The following is a 22,938-nucleotide window of genomic DNA, read 5'->3' on the forward strand; positions in this document are numbered from 1 at the left end:
CCGCGCCGAGACAAATTCCGGACACAAAAAAACCGCCTCTTTCGAGGCGGTTTTTTTACTTCCTGGATAACTGGATCATTCAGCCAGTTTGAAGGTGATGAAGCTGGCACGGCCCTGACGCAGAACGCGCATCGACACCGAACGGTTCTTCGGCAGCGCCTTGGCGATCTCGGCAAACTCCTTCGAAGAACCAATGGCCTGATTGTTCAGGTGGGTGATGATGTCGCCCGGCTGCAGACCGATCAGGGCTGCAGGACCATCCTGCACTTCCTTGATCACCACACCGCCCTTCAGGTCGTAGGTTTTCTTCTGCTCGGCGCTCAGCTCGGCAACCGAAACACCCAGACGATTGCTGTTGGTCTCGGCACCGGATTTCGGCAGGGCATCCAGCTCCTTGTCTTCATCCGGAATGGCGCCGACAGTCAGCTCGACATTCTTGCGCTTGCCGTCGCGAATCACTTCGAGATTGGCTTTGGCGCCAGCCTTCAACGCACCCACCAGATGTGGCAGGTCAGCGGACATGACGATCGATTGACCGTTCATGCTCAGGATCACGTCACCCACTTGCAGGCCGCCCTTGGCAGCCGGGCCGTCATCCTGAATCTGTGCAACCAGCGCACCAGCCGGCTTGTCCAGACCGAACGACTCGGCCAGATCCTTGTTCACTTCCTGGATGACGACGCCCAGCCAGCCACGGCTGACTTTACCGCCGCTTTTCAGCTGGTTGGAAACGTCCATCGCCACGTCGATCGGAATGGCGAACGACACACCCATGAAGCCACCGGAACGGGTGTAGATCTGCGAGTTGATCCCGACCACTTCACCGTTCAGGTTGAACAGCGGGCCACCGGAGTTACCCGGGTTGATCGGCACGTCGGTCTGGATGAATGGCACGTAGTTTTCGTTCGGCAGGCTGCGGCCGACGGCACTGACGATGCCTTGGGTCACGGTGTGGTCAAAGCCGAATGGCGAACCGATTGCCACGACCCACTGACCGGCTTTCAGATCCTGGGATTTGCCGAGTTTCAGCACTGGCAGATCCTTGCCTTCGATTTTCAGCAGCGCCACGTCGGAGCGTGGGTCGGTGCCGATCAACTTGGCCTTCATTTCACTGCGATCAGCCAGACGAACGAGAATTTCATCGGCATCGGCGATCACGTGGTTGTTGGTCAGGATGTAGCCATCTGGCGAAATGATGAAGCCCGAACCCAACGACTGCGCTTCACGCTGGCGATCACCACGCGGAGAACGCTGTTGCGGCGGCATGCCGCGTTCGAAGAACTCGCGCAACATCGGCGGCAAGCCTTCCAGGTCAGGCATCTGCTGGTTCACTTTGCGATCCGGCAGCTTTTGCGTGGTACTGATGTTCACCACCGCAGGCGAGGCCTGTTCGACCAACTGGGTGAAATCCGGCAAGTTGGCCGGACTGGCTGCATCAGCCGCCTGGACTGCAGGGACAGCCTGACCGAGCACCAGCACAGTGGCGAAAATGGAGAGATAAGACTTCAAGCTTGGTATCGACATACAGCTCCCGTTACGACGAGCAGGGTTAAGCGATATGGAGCAAGGAACACCGGAAACCACAGGCCGGCATTTTTGTTCCGGGAACAACAAACAAGGCCAGAGCCGAGAGGCTCTGACCTATAAAAAATTTTCGGGTGTTTTGCAAATGAAAATGCTCAGCAAACATTTCACGTCTCGACGACGAAGTGGAGATAGCTGGAATCAACTCACTGCTTGCTGGTTGCAGCGCCATCATTGCGCATCGACAGGGCAATCCGTTCGGCGGTCCCGATTGGAATCTCGCCAACCACCGTCACCATCATTTCGCCTTGAGGCGTTGTCAGACGGCGGGATACGGCAACGGTCGGGCCCAGTTGAGTCCGGGTATCGGTGACGGTTGCGCCGTTCAGCGGTTCCAGGAAGACAGAGAAACGGGCAAGACCATCGTCATACATCAGGCTGTTGACCTGGGTCTTGGTTTCCGGATCCTTGTGCGAGGAGCTGCTGGTGAGCTCGAAGCCAGGAGGCAGCCAGTCGGAACGCCAGACCTGTGCGGTCTTGACCGCAGACGCCTTGTCGCTGTCGAGGGTGACTGTCTTGCAATCGGAGTTGGCTTGAAGGTCTTTATCGGATGGGACTTCAGAGGTATCCAGCCGCGTAAACTGGAATCTCTCAAGCAACTGCCCCTTGTCGTTCAGCAGCAGCGACTTGAGCGGCAGGCCCGTTTCCTTATCCAGATGCAGTTCGAAACCGTAGCGGTGCTGATCCCGCGGCGTCAGCGATACGATCACCGCTTCACGCCCAGCCACGCGCGACTTACCAATGACGGCAAGCTCATACCAGTTCTTCAGCTTTTGAGGATCGAGAGGGCGAGCGGCGGAATTGGGAGAGTCTCCCAGCCCCGCAATCAAGGTGCCGCTGACGCATTGAGTATGCCCATCAATGCGCACGACTTCCTGAGCCGAACCGTCGAGCTGAAGCAAGCGCTCGCGGACCTGGCCATTCTGGACGCGATGCCAGATGTTGTGGGTAGAAAAGCTACCGTTACGCTCGTAAACGAATGTGCCGTGAAAGCTTTGCTGCTGCTCGGCCTGGCCCAGGCGGGTCAACCAGTCCTGAGCCTCGTCGGCGTGGGCTGGGACAATGAACCAGCCGCTGAGCAGAAGCGAAAGTAGAGGTATGGCGCGCATGATCCCCCTTAACGGTTTTCCAGGCTTGCTGCACGTGCATATGGCAGCGCGCTCTCGGTGCCTTTCAAGGCAGCCTGTTGAGCATGTTGACGCAGGTAACCTGGCAGACGCTGATCGTGCCAGCCTGGCTGACCTTGCAGTACGCCATTGGCCATTGGGCCAGTAGCTTCCGAACTCTCATTATAGCCTGCCAATACCGCCGGGCCTTTGACCTGAGGGGTAGCCAGCACTGGCTGATTGGATTGCTGAGCGAGTTCGACGCCGGCGATTTCGTCCTGGTTGTACAGGCGAACACCCGCCAGTACGGCAACGGTCACCGAGGCAGCTACGGCCAGACGACCGAGACTGCGCCATGGGCCGCGGGACACTTTGGCAGGGGTCGCTTCGTCTTCCAGCGCAGCAGAAACGGCCGCAGCAAGATCCAGACGTGGAAGCAACAGATCCTTGTGCATGGCTGCCCGAGCGATCTGATAACGAGCCCAGGTTTCACGGGTTTCAACATCGTCCAGTGCGTTGAGCACTCGACGCAATTCCAGTTCGTCCGCTTCGTTATCCATCACTGCGGACAGCGATTCCTGCAGGGCTTCACGACTCATGGCGTTCCTCTCTTGGCTGTCGCCGCTGTCTTTAGTTTTCCTGCAACAACGGCTGCAGGGCTTTATCGATGGCCTCCCGGGCGCGGAAAATCCGGGAGCGCACGGTACCAACCGGACATTGCATGACGCTCGCGATGTCCTCGTAACTCAGACCATCGAATTCGCGCAAAGTTAACGCCGTGCGCAAATCCTCTGGCAGTTGCTGAATGGTTCGATGGACGGTGCCTTCGATCTCATCCCGCAGCAATGCACGTTCAGGTGACTCGAGATCTTTCAGGCCGTGATCGCCGTCATAGAACTCTGCATCCTCGGAACTTACATCGCTATCCGGCGGCCGACGGCCGCGTGAAACCAGATAGTTCTTCGCCGTGTTAATGGCGATGCGGTACAGCCACGTATAAAACGCACTGTCGCCGCGGAAATTTCCAAGCGCTCGATACGCCTTGATAAAGGCTTCTTGTGCGACGTCCTGGGCTTCATGGGTGTCGTGCACAAAACGCACGATCAACCCGAGAATTTTGTGCTGATACTTCAGCACCAGCAGATCGAAAGCTCGCTTGTCGCCACGCTGAACGCGTTCGACCAGCTGCTGATCCTCTTCCTGGGTTAGCATGAACACTCCTCGATAAACTCGGAGGAGGCTTGCATGACCAAACGACCGGACTTGCAAACATAGACTCGGGCTTTTCGCAAAAGTTCTCCCCCTCCAAGCAAGTTTCCTGCGGGCTCTGATTTGGCACGCACGAAAAACGCAGCGCGGGATGAACCGGCTGCGCGAATAATCTTGTCATCGGCTCGCCGGCAAGAACCCAACCGCAGGTTCCGCATTGAAGCCGACACTGTCCCTTGTTTCGGGCAACTGTCTATTGATCTTGGGCCTCTGGCAAAAGTTCCAAATATTTATAGACGTGCCGCGCCGACATTGTGCAACCGTGAGCGGAAAAAGCGTGTTTCATCTGCGATACAGTCGCTTTTTCCCAAAACCGCTGAAAAAAACATCCGACAAAGCGTCGGTATTTTTTCGTCACGGTAGTTTCACAATGCCATATCGGCCCGGCTATTGTGCCGCCCCACCCCTCTATATACTAGTGGGCTGTGTGGCTGTCTCGACTCGCCCATCCGCCTGTCCTGCGCCAACCCCGACCCGGGTCGCTTTGAGCGGAATCCTGAAATGAGCCAACAGTTTCAACACGATGTTCTGGTGATTGGCAGCGGCGCTGCCGGTTTGAGTCTCGCGCTGACCCTGCCCGGTCACTTGCGCATCGCCGTACTGAGCAAAGGCGACCTCGCCAACGGCTCGACCTATTGGGCACAAGGTGGCGTCGCGGCCGTGCTGGATGATACCGACACCGTCGAGTCCCATGTCGATGACACCCTCAATGCCGGCGGCGGCCTGTGCCATGAAGACGCCGTGCGTTTCACCGTCGAGCACAGCAAGGAAGCGATCCAGTGGCTGATCGACCAGGGCGTGCCGTTCACTCGTGACGAACAGTCCGGCACGGAAGACGGCGGTTTCGAATTCCACCTGACCCGCGAAGGCGGCCACAGCCATCGACGGATCATCCACGCAGCCGATGCCACTGGCGCTGCCATTTTCACCACCCTGCTGGCCCAGGCCAAAGAACGCCCGAACATCGAATTGCTCGAACAGCGGGTAGCGGTCGATCTGATCACCGAGCGCCGGCTGGGTCTGGAAGGCGAACGTTGCCTCGGCGCCTACGTGCTCAACCGCAAAACCGGGGAAGTCGATACCTTCGGCGCACGCTTCGTGATCCTGGCGTCCGGCGGCGCTGCCAAAGTCTATCTATATACAAGCAACCCTGACGGTGCCTGCGGTGATGGCATCGCCATGGCCTGGCGTTCGGGTTGCCGGGTGGCGAACCTGGAGTTCAACCAGTTCCACCCCACCTGCCTCTATCACCCGCAAGCCAAGAGCTTTCTGGTAACCGAAGCCCTGCGCGGCGAAGGCGCCCATTTGAAGCTGCCGAACGGCGAACGCTTCATGCAGCGCTTCGACTCACGTGCAGAACTGGCGCCACGGGACATCGTCGCCCGAGCCATCGACCACGAAATGAAGCGCCTGGGTGTCGATTGCGTCTACCTCGACATCAGCCACAAGCCCGAAGCCTTCATCCAATCGCACTTCCCGACCGTCTACGAGCGCTGCCTCGGCTTCGGCATCGACATCACCAAACAGCCGATCCCGGTCGTACCGGCCGCACACTACACCTGCGGCGGCGTGATGGTCGATCAACAGGGCCGCACCGACGTGCCCGGCCTGTACGCCATCGGCGAAACCAGCTTCACCGGCCTGCACGGCGCCAACCGCATGGCCAGCAACTCGCTGCTCGAATGCTTCGTCTACGCCCGTTCGGCAGCGGCGGACATTCTCGAGCAACTGCCTGAGGTCGCGATCCCGCGCGCCCTGCCCGCCTGGGACGCCAGCCAGGTGACCGACTCCGATGAAGACGTGATCATCGCCCACAACTGGGACGAATTGCGGCGGTTCATGTGGGACTACGTGGGCATCGTGCGCACCAACAAGCGCCTGCAACGGGCACAGCATCGCGTGCGCCTGCTGCTGGACGAAATCGACGAGTTCTACAGCAACTATAAAGTCAGCCGTGATCTGATCGAGTTGCGCAACCTGGCGCAGGTAGCGGAACTGATGATCCGCTCGGCCATGGAGCGCAAGGAGAGCCGAGGCCTGCATTACACCCTCGACTACCCGGACCTGCTGCCCGAAGCGCTCGACACTATTCTGGTGCCGCCCACCTACGTCGGCTGAACTTGAGGCGTACCCGCAGGCGTCGGTGCAGATCCGCCGCCTGCGAGTCTCGGGGCATACAGAACGACCTGACCCGCCGTTCACCGCACAATCGAAAGCGCAGCACCACGATCAGTGGCAGCGCCAGGCTGTCCGGGCGCAATTGCACCGCTTGCCAACCATCGGCCTTGTTCCACAGCTGCCAGCCATCGGCGTCCCGACGCAATCCGCAAAATGCCTCGGGATGACTCAGCAGGATCTGCCGCGGCAACACCCAGGCAGCATGGGCGAGACACGCGAATGCCCCGAGCAACCCGGCCCAGAATGGAATCGATAACAGAAACAAAGAACCCAGCGCGAATGCCTGGGCCAGAAGATACGCCGCCAGCAACTGCCGTGAGGCATGCCAGCGGCATTCGAACGTGTTACTTGGGCTGGACACGATCCAGAATCATGCGAACCATGCGTTGCAGCTCGGGATCTTCCGATTCGCTGCGCTCCATGAACCAGCCGAACATGTCCTGATCCTCGCACTCGAGCAGGCGGACATACAGCGCGCGATCCACCTCGTTCAGATTGGCGTAGACCTCTTTCACGAACGGCACCAGCAACACGTCGAGTTCCAGCATGCCGCGACGGCTGTGCCAAAAGAGGCGATTCAGTTCAACTTGTTCGACCATGGAGCCCTCCTCAAATAGGCCGCAAGTATACAGGCCCGAAGCGGGTCGAACAGTCGGCTTTGGTCGGGCACCACCGATCCTTTATCAACTACCCATTTCAACACCACCCCCTTATGATGTGCCCCAGTCTATTTACCCTGCGATGACCCATGGCCGATTCTGCTTTTTTCTGCACCCTCTCTCATGAAGGCGTTCTCGCGGTTCGCGGCGCGGATGCCGGCAAATTCCTGCAAGGCCAGCTGACCTGCAACATCAATTACCTGAGTGAAACCCAGGCCAGCCTTGGTGCCCGTTGCACGCAGAAAGGCCGGATGCAGTCGAGTTTCCGCATCGTGCTTGATGGCGACGGCGTGCTGCTGGCGATGGCCGGCGAGCTGCTGGAGCCGCAACTGGCGGATCTGAAGAAGTACGCAGTGTTCTCCAAATCGAAACTGACCGACGAAAGCGCCTCCTGGGTGCGCTTCGGTCTGGATCATGGCGATGCTGCCCTGAGCAGCCTGAGTCTGGAACTTCCGGCAGACACCGACAGCGTGGTTCGCCACGAAGGGCTGATCGCGATTCGCGTCTCCCCTAACCGTGCCGAACTTTGGGTGCCCGCCGATCAGGCCGACACAGTCAAAGGCAAGCTGTCCGCGCAATTGACCGAAGGCGAACTCAATCAATGGCTGCTGGGACAGATCCGCGCCGGTATCGGCCAGGTCATGCCGAGCACCCGCGAGCTGTTCATCCCGCAGATGCTCAACCTGCAAGCTGTCGGCGGTGTGAGCTTCAAGAAAGGCTGCTACACCGGCCAGGAAATCGTCGCGCGCATGCAGTACCTGGGCAAACTCAAGCGTCGCCTGTACCGCGTGCAACTGGACGCCAGTGAATTGCCGGAGCCGGGAACCCCGCTGTTCGCCCCGAGCCACGGCAGCTCCATCGGCGAAGTGGTGCTGGCCGCCCGTACCGAAAAGAATATTGAACTGCTGGCGGTGTTGCAGGCCGAAGCTGCCGACGCAGGCGATTTGCATCTGGGCACGGCCGAAGGTCCGGCGCTGCACTTGCTCGACCTGCCTTACGAACTGGATCGCGACCGCGAAATCCAGCGTTGATCGCAGCATTTGTTGCAACACCCTAGAGAAACGACATGAGTGAGCTGGCGGATAAGGTCCAACAGGATTTGGTTGAGGCCATCGATAACGATGACCTGGTTCTGCCAACGTTACCGGAAGTGGCCCTGCAGATTCGCAAGGCCGCTGAAGACCCGGATATCAGCGTCAGCGACCTGAGCAAAGTGATCGGCCGCGACACGGCGCTGTCGGCGCGCCTGATCAAAGTGGTCAACAGCCCGCTGCTGCGCGCCACTCAGGAAGTCACCGACCTGCACACCGCCATCACCCGGCTCGGCGTCAATTACAGCAGCAACCTGGCGATCGGTCTGGTGATGGAGCAGATCTTCCACGCCCGCTCCGACGTGGTCGAACAGAAGATGCGCGAAGTCTGGCGCAAGAGCCTGGAGATCGCCGGCGTCAGCTACGCGCTGTGCCGCCGCTACACCCAGCTCAAACCCGATCAGGCTGCGCTCGGTGGGCTGGTTCATCAGATCGGCGTGCTGCCGATCCTGACCTACGCCGAAGACCACTACGAATTGCTGTCCGATCCGGTGAGCCTCAACCACGTGATCGACCACATTCACCCGTTGCTCGGCGACAAGCTGCTGCGGGTCTGGGAATTTCCCGAGCGATTGGTGGAGTTGCCGGGGCTGTATCAGGATCTCAAGCGCGAATCGCAGCAGATCGATTACGTCGACATCGTGCAAGTGGCCAGCCTGTATTGCCACAAGGACACCGATCACCCGATGGCTCGCATCGATCCGTTCAGCGTGCCGGCATTCCGCAAGCTCGGCATCGATCCGGAAAACAAGGCGCTGTGCGCCGATCTGGAAGAATCCCGGTCGATGTTCTACTGATCAACCGGCGACAAAACTCACCCGCACCTTCAAACCCGCCTGCTCGCCATCGTGCAGACTGATCTGCGCCAGATGCGCGCGGCAGATTTCCCCGACAATCGCCAGCCCCAGCCCGGAACCGGCCACCTGCTGGTTGCGCCGGTAAAAGCGCTCGAACACCCGATCCCGCTCTTCCAGCGGAATGCCCGGCCCATCATCTTCAACCTCCAGCACCGCCGGCGCCGTGACCCGCAGAATCACGTTGCCGCCCGGCGGCGTGTGCGCCAGCGCGTTGTCCACCAGATTGCTCAGCAACTCGTTGAGCAACGTCGGCTCGCCGCGCAGCCACACCGGTTCGTCCGCTTCCAGCGCCAGCGCGACTCCACGCGCGTGGGCCAGCGGCGCCATGGCCATCCCCAGCTCCCGGGCCAACTGACTCAGATCGAGCAACTGCGCACCGCCCTCGGCGATCGCCCGGGCGCCGTTTTCCACCCGGGCAAGCGACAGCAACTGGTTGGCCAGATGGGTCAGGCGATCCGTGCTTTGCGCCGAGGATTCCAAGGTGTCGCGCCAGGTCTGCGGTTCGTTCGAGCGCAAGCCCAGTTCAAGTCGCGCCTTGAGCGCCGCCAGTGGCGTACGCAGTTCATGGGCCGCATCGGCGATGAATTGCGCCTGCCGCTCGAATTGCCCGCGCAGGCGTTCGGTAAAGTGATTGAGCGCCCGCACCAGCGGCCACAACTCGTGTTGCACTTCCACCAGCGGCAACGGCCGCAGGTCATCGGGCTGACGCTCTTCCACTGCCGTGCGCAAACGCTCGATCGGCCGCAGCGCCGCACTCACCGCAAACCACACCAGCAACAACGCGCCAATTGCCAGCATGCCCAGTCGCAGCAAGGTATCGGCCGCCAGACTGCGGGCCATGCTGACGCGCGCCTCGTCGGTTTCGGCAACACGGATTTCCGCCATGCCGTTCATGTTCGGCTCGCTGACCGCTTTTAGCAGACTCACCACACGCACGTTCTGCCCCTGATATTTCGCATCGTAAAAGCGCGCCAGGGCGGGATAGCTGTCGGTTCTCGGGGTGCCCGGTGGTGGGCCGGGCAGATTTTCATAGCCGGAAATCAACTTCTGGTTGATGTCGTTGACCTGGTAATAGATGCGACCCGCACTGTCGTAGGCAAAGGTATCGAGCGCCACATACGGCACGTCGGCACTGAGACTGCCATCACGCTGCGACAGACCGGCAGCAATGGTCCGCGCCGAGGCCAGCAGCGTGCGGTCGTAGGCGGTGTCGGCAGCTTCGCGACCGTTCCAGTACGCGCTCAATCCGCTGGCGAGCATCAACACCACCAGCAGCAGCGCGAGGTTCCACAGCAACCGCCAGCGCAGGCTGCTGGGCTTATGCATCGCGGCTTTCCAGCAGATAGCCCAGGCCTCGGAAGGTCACGATGGCCACTGAATGGCCGTCGAGTTTCTTGCGCAGGCGATGCACGTAGATTTCGATGGCGTCGGGGCTGGCCTCTTCGTCTAGGCCGAACACCTGCGCAGCCAGTTGCTCCTTGCTCATCACCCGACCCGGACGGGCAATCAGCGCTTCGAGCACTGCCTGTTCGCGAGAGGTCAGCGTCAGCAATTCATCGCCGAGTGTGAAGCGTCGGGTGTCGAGGTCATAGGCCAGCACACCGCAACGCTGCTGGCGTTCGCCGCCGAGCACGCTACGGCGCAACAGGGCTTTGACCCGCGCTTCGAGTTCGGTGAGTTCGAACGGTTTGGCCAGATAATCGTCGGCCCCAAGATTGAGCCCATGGACCCGATCCTTGACGTCGCTGCGAGCGGTCAGCATCAGCACCGGAAGGTTCTTGCCCCGGGCCCGCAGGCGCGCCAGCACTTCGAAACCGTCCATGCGCGGCAGGCCGACATCGAGGATCGCCACCGCGTATTCCTCGCTGCCCAGGGCCAGATCGGCAGCCACGCCATCGTGCAAGACGTCCACGGTCAGACCGGTGCTCTTGAGCGCCTGGGCGACGCTTTCGGCCAGCGGCAAATGGTCTTCGACGAGCAGGACACGCATGGATCTCTACCTCATTCAGGGATGGCCGACGCCATTCTTTGCGGCGGAGTTTACAGCCGCAACCGCCACTGTGAAGCCCGAAAACACGCGAAAGAATACTGAAAGGTTAGCGAAAGGTTGGGCCGTTAGAGTCGCTTCACCGAGGGTCCCGACTGCCGACCTTCGCCGTTTTGTCTGTCCTTACACCGTAGCTTCAAAACGTAGCTCTCGAAAAACGCCTCGATGCGTTTTCGCCAATAAGAACAATAACGAGGTACTGCACCATGCTGTCCACACAGCTTCAGGTTGACCCGTTTCATTCTTCCTCTCGAATTTCCCCGTTTTCGCTTGTCAGCGCGATCGTCGGCTGCACGGCGTTCAACCCGTCCGGGTCTGAGCCTGTTAGCCTGCGCGCGCGAAACTGCCGCACCTGAAACATCCCCAAAAACAACAACTCCCGTGGAGACACTCATGAACCGATCCCTGCGCCGTTTCGCCCTCGCCGCCGGTTGCGTGCTGTTCGCCGGCCAACTGATGGCCGAACCGAAACGTCCGGAATGCATCGCCCCCGCCTCCCCCGGCGGCGGTTTCGACCTGACCTGCAAACTGGCGCAAAGCGCGCTGGTCAACGAAAAACTGCTGACCAAACCGATGCGCGTGACCTATATGCCTGGCGGCGTCGGCGCGGTGGCGTACAACGCCGTTGTGGCGCAGCGTCCCGCCGATGCGGGCACTCTGGTGGCGTGGTCCAGCGGTTCGTTGCTGAACCTGGCCCAGGGCAAGTTCGGTCGGTTCGATGAAACCAACGTGCGCTGGCTGGCAGCGGTCGGCACCAGCTATGGCGCCATCGCCGTGAAAAGCGATTCGCCCTACAAAACGCTCGACGATCTCGTGCAGGCGCTGAAGAAAGATCCGAGCGCTGTGGTGATCGGTTCCGGCGGCACCGTCGGCAGCCAGGACTGGATGCAGACCGCACTGATCGCCAAAGCCGCCGGGATCAACCCGCGCGACCTGCGTTACGTCGCCCTCGAAGGTGGCGGCGAGATCGCCACCGCGCTGCTCGGCGGCCACATCCAGGTCGGCAGTACCGACATCTCCGACTCCATGCCGCATATCCAGAGCGGTGACATGCGCCTGCTGGCCGTGTTTGCCGAGAAACGCCTGGACGAGCCGGAAATGAAGGACATCCCGACCGCCCGCGAACAGGGCTACGACATCGTCTGGCCAGTGGTACGCGGTTTCTACCTCGGGCCAAAAGTCAGCGACGAAGACTACGCCTGGTGGAAAGACTCCTTCGACAAACTGCTGGCCTCGGAAGACTTCGCCAAGCTGCGCGATCAGCGTGAACTCTTCCCGTTCGCCATGACCGGTCCCGAGCTGGACACCTACGTCAAGAAACAAGTGGCGGACTACAAGGTGCTGGCCAAAGAGTTCGGCCTGATTCAGTGATCGTCTCTGTCTAGTGCTCACGGCCCTGCCTCGCAGGGTCGTGGCCCAGGAGCTCCCCATGCTTATTCAACGCATTTTTGCCTCGGTGCTGTTGCTGGTCTGCGCCAGCCTGGCACTGATGGCCTGGCCGTATCAGGCGGCTTTTTCCTACGAACCGGTCGGCCCTCGGGCATTCCCCCTGCTGATGCTGGGCCTGATGGGCCTGGCGCTGCTGTACATGGTGTTTCGTCCGGCGCCCATCAAACACAGTGAGGACGAGCCGCCGCTGGATCGCGAAACCCTGACCAAGATCTCGATCTGCGTCGCCCTGCTGCTGGTGTTCGCCGGCTTGTTCGAACCGCTGGGCTTCATCCTCAGCAGCATTCTGATCGGCATCCCGATGGCGCGCCTGTATGGCGGGCGCTGGGTGCCCAGCGTCATTGTCACGACGCTGATGGCGATCGGTTTGTACGTGCTGTTCGACCGCGTGATGGACGTACCGCTGCCCCTCGGCCTGCTCGACGTTCTGGAGAACTGATATGGATACTCTCGGTTATTTGGGTCAGGGCTTCGGCGTCGCGCTGAGTCCGTACAACCTGGTCACAGCCCTGACCGGCACGCTGATCGGCACCGTGGTCGGGTTGTTGCCGGGCCTGGGCCCGATCAATGGCGTGGCGTTGCTGATCCCGATTGCATTCGCCCTCGGCCTGCCGCCGGAGTCGGCACTGATCCTGCTGGCGGCGGTTTATCTGGGTTGCGAATACGGCGGCCGGATCAGCTCGATCCTGCTGAACATTCCGGGCGAAGCCTCCACCGTGATGACCACCCTCGACGGTTACCCGATGGCCCGCAAAGGCCTGGCTGGCGTGGCGCTATCGTTGTCGGCGTGGAGCTCGTTCATCGGCGCCTTCATCGCCACCTGTGGCATGGTGCTGTTCGCGCCGCTGCTGGCGAAATGGGCGATAGCCTTCGGGCCGGCGGAATACTTCGTATTGATGGTGTTCGCGATTGTCTGCCTGGGCGGCATGGCCGGTGACCGACCGTTGAAAACCTTCATCGCGGCGTTGATCGGTCTGTTCCTGTCCAGCGTCGGCATCGACGCCAACAGCGGTGTCTACCGCTTCACCGGCGACAACATTCATCTGACTGACGGCATTCAGTTCGTGGTGCTGGTGCTGGGCCTGTTCTCGATCAGCGAAATCCTTCTGCTGCTGGAGAAAACCCATCGTGGCCAGGAAGCGGTGAAAGCCACTGGGCGGATGATGTTCAACTTCAAGGAAGCGGCGTCGGTGTTCGTGGTGAACATCCGTTGCGGCCTGCTCGGCTTCATCATGGGCGTGTTGCCGGGTGCCGGTGCGACCCTCGCCAGCGCCGTGGCCTACATGACCGAGAAGCGCATCGCCGGTGCCAGCGGCAAGTTTGGTCAAGGCGACGCCCGCGGCCTCGCTGCGCCAGAAACCGCCATCGGCGCCTCCGCTTGCGGCGCGCTGGTGCCGATGCTGACTCTCGGTGTTCCGGGTTCGGGCACCACGGCGGTGATGATCGGCGCCCTGTCGCTGTACAACATCACCCCCGGCCCGCTGCTGTTCCAGCAACAGCCGGACATCGTCTGGGGCCTGATCGCCTCGCTGTTCATCGCCAACATCATGCTGGTGATCCTGAACATCCCGATGATCCGCATCTTCACCCGCATCCTCGCCGTGCCGAACTGGGCATTGGTGCCGGTGATCGCGATCATTACCGGGATCGGCGTCTACGCCGTGCACGCGACCACGTTCGACCTGTTCCTGATGGTCGGCATCGGCATCTTCGGCTACATCCTGCGCAAACTGGATTTCCCGCTGTCGCCAGTCCTGCTGGGCTTCATCCTCGGCGGCCTGATGGAGCAGAACCTGCGCCGGGCGCTGTCGATTTCCAACGGTGCGCTGGACATCCTCTGGTCGAGCCCGATCACCTTCGGTGTCTGGGTGCTGACCGCGCTGATGCTGGCGTTCCCGCTGCTGCGCATCTGGCGCCGTCGCTCCGCTGCCCGGAACGCGATTGCCGATGTTTGATCGCTCCTCGTTGAAACAGTGGTGGGGAACCCCGCTGGTCGGTCTGCTTGGCGGTTACATCGCCAGCCAGATCGGCTGGCCGCTGCCGTGGATGGTCGGCTCGTTGCTGGCGATCATCCTGGTGCGCTGCCTGACCCCATGGCAATTGGCTGAAATCCCTGGCGGCCGCAAGTGCGGCCAATGGATCGTCGGTATCGGCATCGGCCTGCACTTCACCCCACTGGTGATGGAGCAGGTGCTCAGCCACTTCGGCCTGATCTTCTTCGGCGCGCTGGTCACCAGCCTGTCGGCGGTGGTCGGCGTGTGGCTGATGCGCCGCACCGGCGAAGATCGCGCCACGGCGTTTTTCTCCAGCATGCCTGGCGGCTCCGGCGAGATGGTCAACCTCGGCGCCCGCAACGGCGCGATGCTCAGCCATGTCGCGGCCGGGCAGAGTCTGCGGGTGTTGGTGGTGGTGTTGTGTGTTCCGGCGGCGTTCAAATATCTGCTGGGTGACGGCACTCCGATTTCACACGCTGGCAGCGTCGACTGGCGCTGGCTGGCGATTCTTTTTCCGGCGGGTGGCCTGCTCGCCTGGCTCTGGCAACGTCTGCGTCAACCCAACCCTTGGCTGTTCGGCCCGCTGCTGGTCAGCGCGGCAGTGAGCATCGGCTGGGATCTGCACATCGGTTTGCCCAACGGTGGCAGTCAGATCGGCCAGTGGCTGATCGGCAGCGGGCTGGGTTGTCACTTCAACCGGCAGTTCTTCCGCCGCGCACCGTCGTTCATGGGCCGCACGCTGATCGGCACGGCGCTGACCATGTTGATCGCGACACTGGCGGCGTTGGGGCTGAGTGCACTGACCCACCTGGATCTGCGTTCGCTGACCTTGGGCATGATGCCCGGCGGGATCGCCGAGATGAGCCTGACCGCAGAAACCCTGCAACTGTCGGTGCCGCTGGTGACGGCGATGCAGGTGATGCGGCTGTTGTTCGTGCTGTTTCTGGCGGAACCGTTGTTCAAATACTGGAACCGTAATTCCGAAGCCTGATCCGGTTACTGATCGTTCCCACGCTCTGCGTGGGAATGCAGCCTGGGACGCTCCGCGTCCCAAAGCGGACGCAGAGCGTCCATTGAGGCGTTCCCACGCAAAGCATGGGAACGAGATTAGCTGCCAGCCCTGAGTTTCAGACCACCGACGGCAGGCGCCACTCGATCGGCGCTTCGCCGTTCTGCTCGAGGAATTTGTTGGTGCGACTGAAGTGTCCGCAACCGAGAAAGCCGCGATAGGCCGACAGCGGTGACGGATGCACCGACGTCAGCACCAGATGTTTGGTGGCGTCGATCAGCTTCTGCTTGCTCTGCGCATGAGCGCCCCAGAGCATGAACACCAGATGCGGTTGCTGCTGGCTGACCACTTCGATGATCCGGTCCGTAAAGAACTGCCAGCCCTTGTCCTTGTGCGCATTGGCGTTGGCGCGTTCGACGGTCATGGTGGTGTTGAGCATCAACACGCCCTGATCGGCCCAGCTCTGCAGATAGCCGTGGTTGGGGATGTCGATGTTCAGGTCGCGCTTCAGCTCTTTATAGATGTTGACCAGCGACGGCGGCGCCGGCACGCCCGGTTGCACCGAGAAGCACAAGCCGTGGGCCTGGCCCGGGCCGTGGTACGGGTCCTGGCCTAGGATGACCACTTTCACCTTGTCCAGCGGCGTCGAATTCAACGCGTTGAAGATCATCGGGCCCGGCGGATAGATTTCCTTGCCGGCCGCCCGCTCCTGCTGCAGAAAAGTGCGCAACTCTGCCATGTAAGGCTGGTCGAATTCGGCACGCAGTGCCTCCTTCCAGCTCGGTTCGAGTTTGATACGGTCGTCAGCAGTCATGGTCATACCCGGCAAAAACAATGGGGCGAACCCTAGGAAAGCCGACCACGCTTGTCAATTGATCTGACGCAGATCCGGCACTTTCCCACACAGCGATCATACTGATCGTTCAAATTCCCGATCGAGGTCACGATGAATCTGCACTTCGAAGAACTCACCGGCACCGACGGCGCGCGCATCGGCGTGGCCACGCTGGATGCCGAAAAGTCGCTCAATGCGCTGTCCCTGCCGATGATCCACGCCCTGAGCGACAAACTGAACGCCTGGGCCAAGGATCCGCAAATCGTCTGCGTGCTGCTGCGCGGCAACGGCGCCAAGGCGTTCTGCGCCGGCGGCGAAGTGCGCAGCCTGGTGGAAGCCTGTCGCGCCCATCCCGGTGAAGTACCGCCGCTGGCCGCACAGTTTTTCAACGCTGAATACCGTCTGGATTACAGCCTGCATACTTACCCGAAACCGTTGATCTGCTGGGGCCATGGCTATGTGCTCGGCGGCGGCATGGGCCTGCTGCAAGGCGCGAGCATCCGGATCGTCACGCCGAGCAGTCGACTGGCGATGCCGGAAATCAGCATCGGCCTGTACCCGGATGTCGGCGCCAGTTGGTTCCTGTCACGACTGCCGGGCAAGCTCGGTTTGTTCCTCGGCCTGACCGGCGCACACATGAACGGCCGCGATGCGATCGATCTGGATCTGGCCGACCGCTTCCTGCTCGACGAACAGCAGCAGGAACTGATCGACGGCTTGTTGCAGTTGAACTGGCAGGAACAGACCGCCATGCAGCTCAACAGCCTGCTCAAGGCGCTGCAGCAGGAAGCCGTGGCGCAAATGCCTGAGGCGCAATGGCTGCCGCGTCGGCAGCAGATCGATGAATGGCTGGATGTCAGCGACGTAACCTGCGCCTGGAAAGCCATCAGCCTGCATCGGGACAGCAGCGACCTGTTGATTGCCCGTGCGGCGAAAACCATGAATGAAGGTTCGCCACTGACGGCGCATCTGGTCTGGGAACAGATCATCCGTGCCCGCCACTTGTCGCTGGCCGAAGTCTTTCAGATGGAATACACCCTGAGCCTCAATTGCTGCCGACATCCGGAGTTCAGCGAAGGGGTCCGGGCGCGGCTGATCGACAAGGATCACAAACCGCACTGGCACTGGCCGGACATCGCCCGGGTACCGGACGCGGTGGTCGAGGCGCACTTTCACAAGGTCTGGGAGGGGCGGCATCCGTTGGCGGATCTGTCGCAATACTAAAACTGATCATTGCCCGCGATGGCACTTTCTTGAGCTCTGTCGCGGGAAGTTTGAGCCAGTTGCGAAACTATCTGCGATCAAACATTCAACTCGTAAAACGCGATTATTTCCTTCATTGCCCGCAACGCCTCTTCATCATTTCTCGGCAAGATATCCTCTACATCCCGTAAGGGAGGTAGAGGGTGCAAAAGCTCAGCGAGCTGGTTCGCCGTGTAATTTTTAACAGCGCCCTCTTCTCCTTGAACGCTGATGAAACTGATGGCGGCATCGCCTCCTGAAAAGTGTTCGGAGACACGAACCTTTGGAGACATGCCATAACTCACTACGATGACGAGATCATTCCGTTCACGGTGGAACTTGAGTTGACCAATCGACAGTCCGACCTCCGAAAAATCTATACCGTCAGTTCCGCCGCCGGCATTGATTACCAGGTCTCGCCCAAGCCCATCATATTTATACACATCATTGCCCCCGCCACCGGACAAGGTGTCATTGCCCGGCCCACCGTAAAGCACGTCATCGCCTGAGCCACCGCCGAGCAGATCATCTCCTTGCATCCCTCTTATTTCACCAGCGCCTGTGAGGGTGTCATTACCGCGACCGCCCACGAGCGGTAGAAAATGGTTCTCTCGAAAGGAGAGAACCTGAGTAGCGTACGGAACAGTGACGCCGTGATGATAAATATCGGGGGCATTGCCTAATCGGCTAACGAGGTCTTTAAAACTTATGCTCGATCCGTCAGAAAACCTCACTCGTTCAATTCCGGAACCGCCGATGTCATTCGGATTGGGCAAAACGATTCGTACTTTTTGAGTTCCGCCCCATTCGATATCGAGTGTCGTGTACAGCATCTGGGCTCGAGGCGGTTGACGATGAGCGCCACGCAGTGGGGCCGGTGAGAGTTCAATATTTACCGTCTCAACCAACACAGCGCCCCAGGTTAGCTTCAACTTATCTGGTTTCGCCTCTTCCGGAAGAACGACGGTATCAACATCAAGCCCCGCAAACTCTTCATGCCACCCAGAGGCTCCAACCTCGGGGCGCAAAAAAACAGGGTCAAGAACGTCGGCAATAATGGTGGTTGCGCCATCATGCGCTTCAACTATGTAAGTGTCGGGACCGTTTTCGCCGTAAAGCCAATCTTCTCCCGGCCCACTGATCAAATAATCGGCACCCGCGGAGCCGAGCAGTGTGTCGTTGCCTGCGCCAGCTGATAAAAATGCGCCTGGGATCCTGTCGCTCACCCCGCCGTACTTAAGCACTGAACCAGCATAGGTAACCACCAAGTCATCTCCTGCACCGCCATGAAAGAGATTACCCACTTCGAGATTTACCCTGCCGCCAGCGTCATTACCATGAACAACTTTATGTTTGATCGTTTGGGTAGTAGAACTCCAGCGAAACGCTTTACGAACAGTTTCATGATTTTCAAAACTGCCAGCGGGGTACACGTACCACCCCAGAATAGCGCCCGAGTGGTCTATATCTTCGACTACAGCATCACCCACGTTGAACGAGAATCCCGAATAACTGGAGCCAGACGGGTAATATTTTGGCTTTTGTTTCGGTAATTGCGCAGTTTCAGCTTTTACAAACTTGAACGTGGTTTTCGTTGCAGAATTTGACTGCCTTTCAGTCACCACAGCGTCAGCGGCAATCGCCCCCATCCACTCCGGTGTTTTGGAAAAGACTCCGGCTTCAACGTCCTCATGGATCAGTTCGGCGCTGATGGCATAGCCACTTTTGTCGGTAGCAATATGACTTCTAACCCAAACACCCTGATCGTTCAGTGCAAATCCTGATGCCTGCCGGGCCGCTGAGCGCTTTGTGTTCAGTTCCGAAAGAAAAAGGCTATCCCACCGGGTGTGACGACCCGTTTCACTGCCTTCCCTCTCAGTAGAAGCGGCTAAGTCATCGGGCAGTGTCTGGACGACTGCTTCGCTCTCACTCTCAATGTCCTGCTTTTTTTCGGGATCGGGTACCGCAGCAAATGTCGCAGACGGACCCGTTACATCTACCGGTTGCACCGTTAATTTGATTACATCCTGGAAATTCAGGATCACGCCATCGTTGAACCTGAACGTCGAACCTGCCCACTTTTCATGGTGAAGAATCAGAAGCGCGTCACCAATACCATTCGACAGCCGCAACGCCGTGCCCTCATCAAGATTGACTATCTTGGCCTGCAAGTTCTCCGCAGAAAATCCATCACCAAAACTTACGACATTGTTGCCACCTGTATCGGTAACAACATCCAGTCCATCGCCCACTCCGAAGTAGAAAACATCGTTGCCCTGCATCCCTTCCAGATAATCGTTGCCGGCGCCACCCTCAAACACGTTATCGCCAGGGCCGCCGCGCAAATAATCGACTCCCTCCCCGCCAACCAGCGTGTCGTTTCCACCACTGCCCAGCAAAGTGTCGTTGCCTGAGCCGCCGTCAAGATAATCGGCGCCATGTTCTGCTTCGGATGTTTGCTCGTAGTCCCCCACCAAAAAGTCATCATCGGCACCGCCCAAAAGCGTATCGGCGCCCAAACCTCCCCAGAGCGTATCGTTTCCTGAATTACCTTGAATGTGGTCATCGTTGGTTCCGCCCGCTTTCAAGTTGGGCTCATCGCCATCCAGAGCGTCGGCGCCTGATCCGCCTATCAGTGTGTCGGAGCCACCCAAGCCACGGAGTGTGTCGTCACCCGCACCGCCATCGAGATAATCATCACCGTGATAACGAATCGGGTGTTCATGGTAATCACCAACTAACTCGTCGTTGCCGCTGCCACCAAAAAGTGAGTCATCGGCACCGCCGCCCCAAAGGGTGTCATTTCCCTCACCGCCATCCAGAAAATCACTTCCGAAAAAGTCTGCGGCATCACCCGAAACGCCTCGCAGCACCTCGTCATCACCTTTCAGCACATCATTGCCGCTGCCTCCGTACAACACGTCGCTACCACCGTTTCCGGCAAGGAAGTCATCGCCACTGCCACCCGCCAACAAATCGTTGCCATGATGGCGACTGTCGAGACCGCCACCCCAATCCAGGTTGTCTCCCGATAATGTGTCATCGCCACTCCCGCCAGCCAGCGTGTCATTACCCTCTTCGCCGTACAGTGTGTCGTCGTCACTTCCGCCATCGAGCAGGTCACCTCCCCTGCCGCCATTGATAAAATCCCGGCCACCCTGCCCATAGAGGATGTCGTCACCGCCCTCGGTGGGACTATTCAATGAAAATTTGTCAAAGACGCTACGCATGCTGATAACGCCATCACTGAGTGGAACGTCGATGCGCTTGACTGTCCAATTTTGCTCATGTGCACCGGTTGTTTGATCACCGGACAAATTGTCATCACCTGCTCCCCCAATCAGCGTGTCTCGACCGTTGCCGCCGAGCAGCACGTCTCGCGAGGCAGTGCCGACAAGCAGGTCATCACCCTGCCCACCATCCAGCCAGTCGCCACGGCTGGCCTTTCCCTTTGTTGCATCGGAAAAGGCATTTTCCAGCGTCGACTGCTTGTCACCGAATAAACGGTCATTGCCGTCCTTGCCGAACAGTCGATCAGACCCGCCAAGACCAACGATGAGGTCATCTTTCGGTGATCCGTAAAGCAGGTCGGCTTTGTTCCTCTGTTTAACATTGGGCAAAAGCAAGGCGTTGCCCAACTCATCGTAAGAAGGCTGATCTCCGCGAACATTGGGGTCGTTATCTTTAATTTTCCAGTCGCCTTGAAGGACCAGATCGGGAGCGGGGAACACCTGGTCCTGGTAATCAGGAAGATCAATGCCGAGCATCCCCGGCTTGAAGTTCTTTACGACGATGAGATCACTCAGTCCGTATTGAATGTTCAGCGTGTTTTCAGCCTGATCTTCAATGAGCGTCAAGCTGATGGCTCGATCCTCCGTAAGCCAGATATTGCTGAGCGGAGCACTGCGTTCGAGAGGTGGGATCGGAAGTCCATTTATCAGCAACGCGCCCTCAACGTCCGCATCAAAAATTTCGTCTATTCCATCTCCGCTGGAGAACTCATACCGATCGTTACCCGGCCCGCCAGTCAGAGAGTCGTTGCCCTTGCCACCCACCAACACATCATCACCGGCCATACCGTACAACGCATCATTGCCATCGCCTCCTGTTAAAGAGTCATTGCCGCGAGCCCCTTGGATAAAGTCATTACCGGACAGTCCGCTGATGGAATCGTTGCCGCCACCGCCGTAAAGATGATCGGTATTCGTTCCGCCACCAAATGATCGACCGCCGTCATCACCAAACATGACCAGAGGGTTCAAGACACCTGTATTCATCGGGGCCTGTTTGCCAGAAGCCAGATCCGAATAGGAAAAGGTCTGGACAGTATTTCGACCGAACGATCCATTGGTTCGGGAAATCAGCCGGGCCAGCATTTCAGAGCGATCGGCAAGCCACTGTTCAGTGATGAAGCCCTCGCCCGTTTCGGGGTCGTAAAGCTCCAGGCCGCGTCCGGAAAAACCGTCGGCCCGCTCAATCACGATTTCACTTAGCTGCTTGAGGGAATTGCGTAACGCGGCGCCGATTGGCGTTGCCTGACTGGCCAACGTTGCCCAGTCCTTGGCACTGCCATACTCGCCAATGGTTCTGGTAACGATGCTTTGCGATTGAGACGGAGAAAGTGCGGAGAAAAATGTGTAGGCGTTGGAGGCGAAGGTTTCATCGGTGGTCGGTGTGGCAGCCGAGTTCCCGTCGTAGCTTCGCCTGAACATGTCAAAGAAATCATTCAGGTTATATCGCAATATCAGGCTGACAATAGGTGAGATAGGCGTACCTTTCACCACATGCTGAATCAGCGGATTGATGCTGCCACTGGCGAGAGCGATATTTATTTGTTCGGGCAGGACTGAAAACAGGCTTTCAACCATATTCGACCCGAAGTTTTTAATCACTGCCTGCAATGCAACACTGTATGAGTCCACGGCAAACAGAATATTCTTTAGATCGTCCAGCCTATTGACCTTAGCAAGATCATGATTACCTTTGATGTGGGAGTCCGGATCACCGGCGGAGATCAACCTCCAAGTTTCATATGGTTTTTCTCCACCCAACAGGCTGAAGCCGATTGTTCCAGACCATCCGGCATTATGACTGGTCGCTGTATCAACGTTGCCCATATCATCACGAAATAGTACTTCACCAATCGCGCTCGCATCGATTTCTGCAATTTGGCTTATGGAGGGCACAGTCCATGGCGCCAAATCATGTTCAACGGAGCCTTTTATCAGCGTATTCATGAAATTGACAGCCACCTGATTAGATGACTTTTGCATCTTGAAATCGCTAAATTTTTTATTTAGCCTCAACTCCCCCTGCCGCATAGTGTAGGCTCGGATCAACGCAGAGTAAGCGCCCACCCCGCCATTTGCATCAATTGCTACATCGAGCCAGAGTTTGGCATCTTTTAAAATGCCCTTTACGTTCTCGTCGAACGCAGAACCGTCTAAAATTTTCTCATCCAGGATATTTGACAATGTGCGGTAAAGTACAGCACAGCTTCGCCCCTCCACTGCCATCGCAAAATACTCTTCCTCCTCGACATTGAATTCCATTCCCTCACAAACATTTGCAGCCTGCAAAATTTCCGACTTTTCCAAATCACTGAATATGTAGCTCAT

General features: G+C 58.9%; 18 protein-coding genes. 8 read left to right on the forward strand and 10 right to left on the reverse strand.

Features of this window, described 5'->3' with window-relative positions:
* Positions 1-75 precede the first annotated feature (75 nt).
* From K5E37_RS22945 to rpoE, 4 genes are all read right to left on the reverse strand, one after another.
* Positions 76-1,524: a DegQ family serine endoprotease gene (locus K5E37_RS22945; protein ID WP_221535249.1), complete on the reverse strand. Its 1,449-nt coding sequence runs from the start codon at positions 1,522-1,524 to the stop codon at positions 76-78.
* A gap of 206 nt (positions 1,525-1,730) precedes the next feature.
* Positions 1,731-2,693 (reverse strand): MucB/RseB C-terminal domain-containing protein, encoded by a 963-nt coding sequence (locus K5E37_RS22950; RefSeq protein ID WP_007958001.1) that lies wholly within the window; start codon positions 2,691-2,693, stop codon positions 1,731-1,733.
* Between the two features lie 8 nt (positions 2,694-2,701).
* Positions 2,702-3,289 (reverse strand): sigma-E factor negative regulatory protein, encoded by a 588-nt coding sequence (locus K5E37_RS22955; RefSeq protein WP_011332903.1) that lies wholly within the window; start codon positions 3,287-3,289, stop codon positions 2,702-2,704.
* A gap of 31 nt (positions 3,290-3,320) precedes the next feature.
* Entirely contained in the window at positions 3,321-3,902 is a 582-nt protein-coding gene (gene rpoE, locus K5E37_RS22960) for an RNA polymerase sigma factor RpoE (protein ID WP_003172477.1), read from the reverse strand.
* A 558-nt stretch (positions 3,903-4,460) separates the two neighbouring features.
* On the opposite strand from rpoE, the gene nadB reads away from it, so the two are divergent.
* Positions 4,461-6,077 carry an L-aspartate oxidase gene (gene nadB / locus K5E37_RS22965; RefSeq protein ID WP_221535250.1) on the forward strand — a complete coding sequence of 539 codons (1,617 nt, stop codon included), beginning with the start codon at positions 4,461-4,463 and terminating at the stop codon, positions 6,075-6,077.
* Here nadB and K5E37_RS22970 read toward each other — a convergent pair.
* Entirely contained in the window at positions 6,046-6,498 is a 453-nt protein-coding gene (locus tag K5E37_RS22970; protein WP_085605537.1) for a protein YgfX, read from the reverse strand. The two genes, nadB and K5E37_RS22970, sit on opposite strands and share 32 nt — an antisense overlap.
* Positions 6,482-6,736 carry a succinate dehydrogenase assembly factor 2 gene (locus K5E37_RS22975; RefSeq protein ID WP_007957989.1) on the reverse strand — a complete coding sequence of 85 codons (255 nt, stop codon included), beginning with the start codon at positions 6,734-6,736 and terminating at the stop codon, positions 6,482-6,484. Before K5E37_RS22975 ends, K5E37_RS22970 begins: the two co-directional genes overlap by 17 nt.
* 149 nt (positions 6,737-6,885) lie before the next feature.
* Here K5E37_RS22975 and K5E37_RS22980 point away from each other — a divergent pair, with 149 nt between their 5' ends.
* Positions 6,886-7,827, forward strand: coding sequence for a folate-binding protein YgfZ (locus tag K5E37_RS22980; protein ID WP_085605535.1), 942 nt, complete (start codon positions 6,886-6,888; stop codon positions 7,825-7,827).
* Positions 7,828-7,862: 35 nt separating this feature from the next.
* Positions 7,863-8,684: an HDOD domain-containing protein gene (locus tag K5E37_RS22985; RefSeq protein WP_085605533.1), complete on the forward strand. Its 822-nt coding sequence runs from the start codon at positions 7,863-7,865 to the stop codon at positions 8,682-8,684.
* Here K5E37_RS22985 and K5E37_RS22990 read toward each other — a convergent pair whose 3' ends face one another.
* Together K5E37_RS22990 and K5E37_RS22995 are read right to left on the reverse strand one after the other, a co-directional pair.
* A complete protein-coding gene (locus K5E37_RS22990; protein ID WP_011332897.1) occupies positions 8,685-10,070 on the reverse strand; it encodes a sensor histidine kinase in 1,386 nt (461 codons plus the stop codon). It abuts the gene before it with no gap.
* Entirely contained in the window at positions 10,063-10,734 is a 672-nt protein-coding gene (locus tag K5E37_RS22995; RefSeq protein WP_007957980.1) for a response regulator, read from the reverse strand. Before K5E37_RS22995 ends, K5E37_RS22990 begins: the two co-directional genes overlap by 8 nt.
* Before the next feature lie 450 nt (positions 10,735-11,184).
* On the opposite strand from K5E37_RS22995, the gene K5E37_RS23000 reads away from it, so the two are divergent.
* From K5E37_RS23000 to K5E37_RS23015, 4 genes are read left to right on the forward strand one after another with little or no spacing between them, the layout of a single operon-like run.
* Complete coding sequence (locus tag K5E37_RS23000; protein WP_221535251.1) at positions 11,185-12,162, forward strand: tripartite tricarboxylate transporter substrate binding protein; 978 nt, start codon at positions 11,185-11,187, stop codon at positions 12,160-12,162.
* A 58-nt stretch (positions 12,163-12,220) separates the two neighbouring features.
* Entirely contained in the window at positions 12,221-12,679 is a 459-nt protein-coding gene (locus K5E37_RS23005) for a tripartite tricarboxylate transporter TctB family protein (RefSeq protein WP_007957976.1), read from the forward strand.
* Between the two features lies 1 nt (position 12,680).
* Positions 12,681-14,195, forward strand: coding sequence for a tripartite tricarboxylate transporter permease (locus K5E37_RS23010; RefSeq protein WP_007957974.1), 1,515 nt, complete (start codon positions 12,681-12,683; stop codon positions 14,193-14,195).
* Entirely contained in the window at positions 14,188-15,225 is a 1,038-nt protein-coding gene (locus K5E37_RS23015) for an AbrB family transcriptional regulator (protein WP_221535252.1), read from the forward strand. Before K5E37_RS23010 ends, K5E37_RS23015 begins: the two co-directional genes overlap by 8 nt.
* Positions 15,226-15,361: 136 nt before the next feature.
* Here the strand turns inward: K5E37_RS23015 and ung are convergent, their stop codons facing one another.
* Positions 15,362-16,057 carry a uracil-DNA glycosylase gene (ung, locus tag K5E37_RS23020; RefSeq protein ID WP_085605867.1) on the reverse strand — a complete coding sequence of 232 codons (696 nt, stop codon included), beginning with the start codon at positions 16,055-16,057 and terminating at the stop codon, positions 15,362-15,364.
* A gap of 132 nt (positions 16,058-16,189) precedes the next feature.
* Here ung and K5E37_RS23025 point away from each other — a divergent pair, with 132 nt between their 5' ends.
* The gene (locus K5E37_RS23025) at positions 16,190-17,302 is read left to right on the forward strand and encodes an enoyl-CoA hydratase/isomerase family protein (RefSeq protein ID WP_221535253.1); all 1,113 of its coding nucleotides are present in this window, start codon (positions 16,190-16,192) and stop codon (positions 17,300-17,302) included.
* Positions 17,303-17,379: 77 nt separating this feature from the next.
* On the opposite strand, the gene K5E37_RS23030 is transcribed toward K5E37_RS23025, so the two are convergent.
* A complete protein-coding gene (locus K5E37_RS23030) occupies positions 17,380-22,938 on the reverse strand; it encodes a calcium-binding protein (RefSeq protein ID WP_221535254.1) in 5,559 nt (1,852 codons plus the stop codon).

This window comes from Pseudomonas sp. RIT778, assembly GCF_019718735.1.
Taxonomy (GTDB): Bacteria; Pseudomonadota; Gammaproteobacteria; order Pseudomonadales; family Pseudomonadaceae; genus Aquipseudomonas; species Aquipseudomonas aphyarum.

Bases quoted from the DNA above. Each gene is read 5' to 3' on its own strand.
- K5E37_RS22945 (WP_221535249.1), bottom strand. From the start codon at position 1,524: ATGTCGATACCAAGCTTGAAGTCTTATCTCTCCATTTTCGCCACTGTG.
- K5E37_RS22950 (WP_007958001.1), bottom strand. From the start codon at position 2,693: ATGCGCGCCATACCTCTACTTTCGCTTCTGCTCAGCGGCTGGTTCATT.
- K5E37_RS22955 (WP_011332903.1), bottom strand. From the start codon at position 3,289: ATGAGTCGTGAAGCCCTGCAGGAATCGCTGTCCGCAGTGATGGATAAC.
- rpoE (WP_003172477.1), bottom strand. From the start codon at position 3,902: ATGCTAACCCAGGAAGAGGATCAGCAGCTGGTCGAACGCGTTCAGCGT.
- nadB (WP_221535250.1), top strand. From the start codon at position 4,461: ATGAGCCAACAGTTTCAACACGATGTTCTGGTGATTGGCAGCGGCGCT.
- K5E37_RS22975 (WP_007957989.1), bottom strand. From the start codon at position 6,736: ATGGTCGAACAAGTTGAACTGAATCGCCTCTTTTGGCACAGCCGTCGC.
- K5E37_RS22980 (WP_085605535.1), top strand. From the start codon at position 6,886: ATGGCCGATTCTGCTTTTTTCTGCACCCTCTCTCATGAAGGCGTTCTC.
- K5E37_RS22985 (WP_085605533.1), top strand. From the start codon at position 7,863: ATGAGTGAGCTGGCGGATAAGGTCCAACAGGATTTGGTTGAGGCCATC.
- K5E37_RS22990 (WP_011332897.1), bottom strand. From the start codon at position 10,070: ATGCATAAGCCCAGCAGCCTGCGCTGGCGGTTGCTGTGGAACCTCGCG.
- K5E37_RS22995 (WP_007957980.1), bottom strand. From the start codon at position 10,734: ATGCGTGTCCTGCTCGTCGAAGACCATTTGCCGCTGGCCGAAAGCGTC.
- K5E37_RS23000 (WP_221535251.1), top strand. From the start codon at position 11,185: ATGAACCGATCCCTGCGCCGTTTCGCCCTCGCCGCCGGTTGCGTGCTG.
- K5E37_RS23005 (WP_007957976.1), top strand. From the start codon at position 12,221: ATGCTTATTCAACGCATTTTTGCCTCGGTGCTGTTGCTGGTCTGCGCC.
- K5E37_RS23010 (WP_007957974.1), top strand. From the start codon at position 12,681: ATGGATACTCTCGGTTATTTGGGTCAGGGCTTCGGCGTCGCGCTGAGT.
- K5E37_RS23015 (WP_221535252.1), top strand. From the start codon at position 14,188: ATGTTTGATCGCTCCTCGTTGAAACAGTGGTGGGGAACCCCGCTGGTC.
- ung (WP_085605867.1), bottom strand. From the start codon at position 16,057: ATGACTGCTGACGACCGTATCAAACTCGAACCGAGCTGGAAGGAGGCA.
- K5E37_RS23025 (WP_221535253.1), top strand. From the start codon at position 16,190: ATGAATCTGCACTTCGAAGAACTCACCGGCACCGACGGCGCGCGCATC.
- K5E37_RS23030 (WP_221535254.1), bottom strand. From the start codon at position 22,938: ATGAGCTACATATTCAGTGATTTGGAAAAGTCGGAAATTTTGCAGGCT.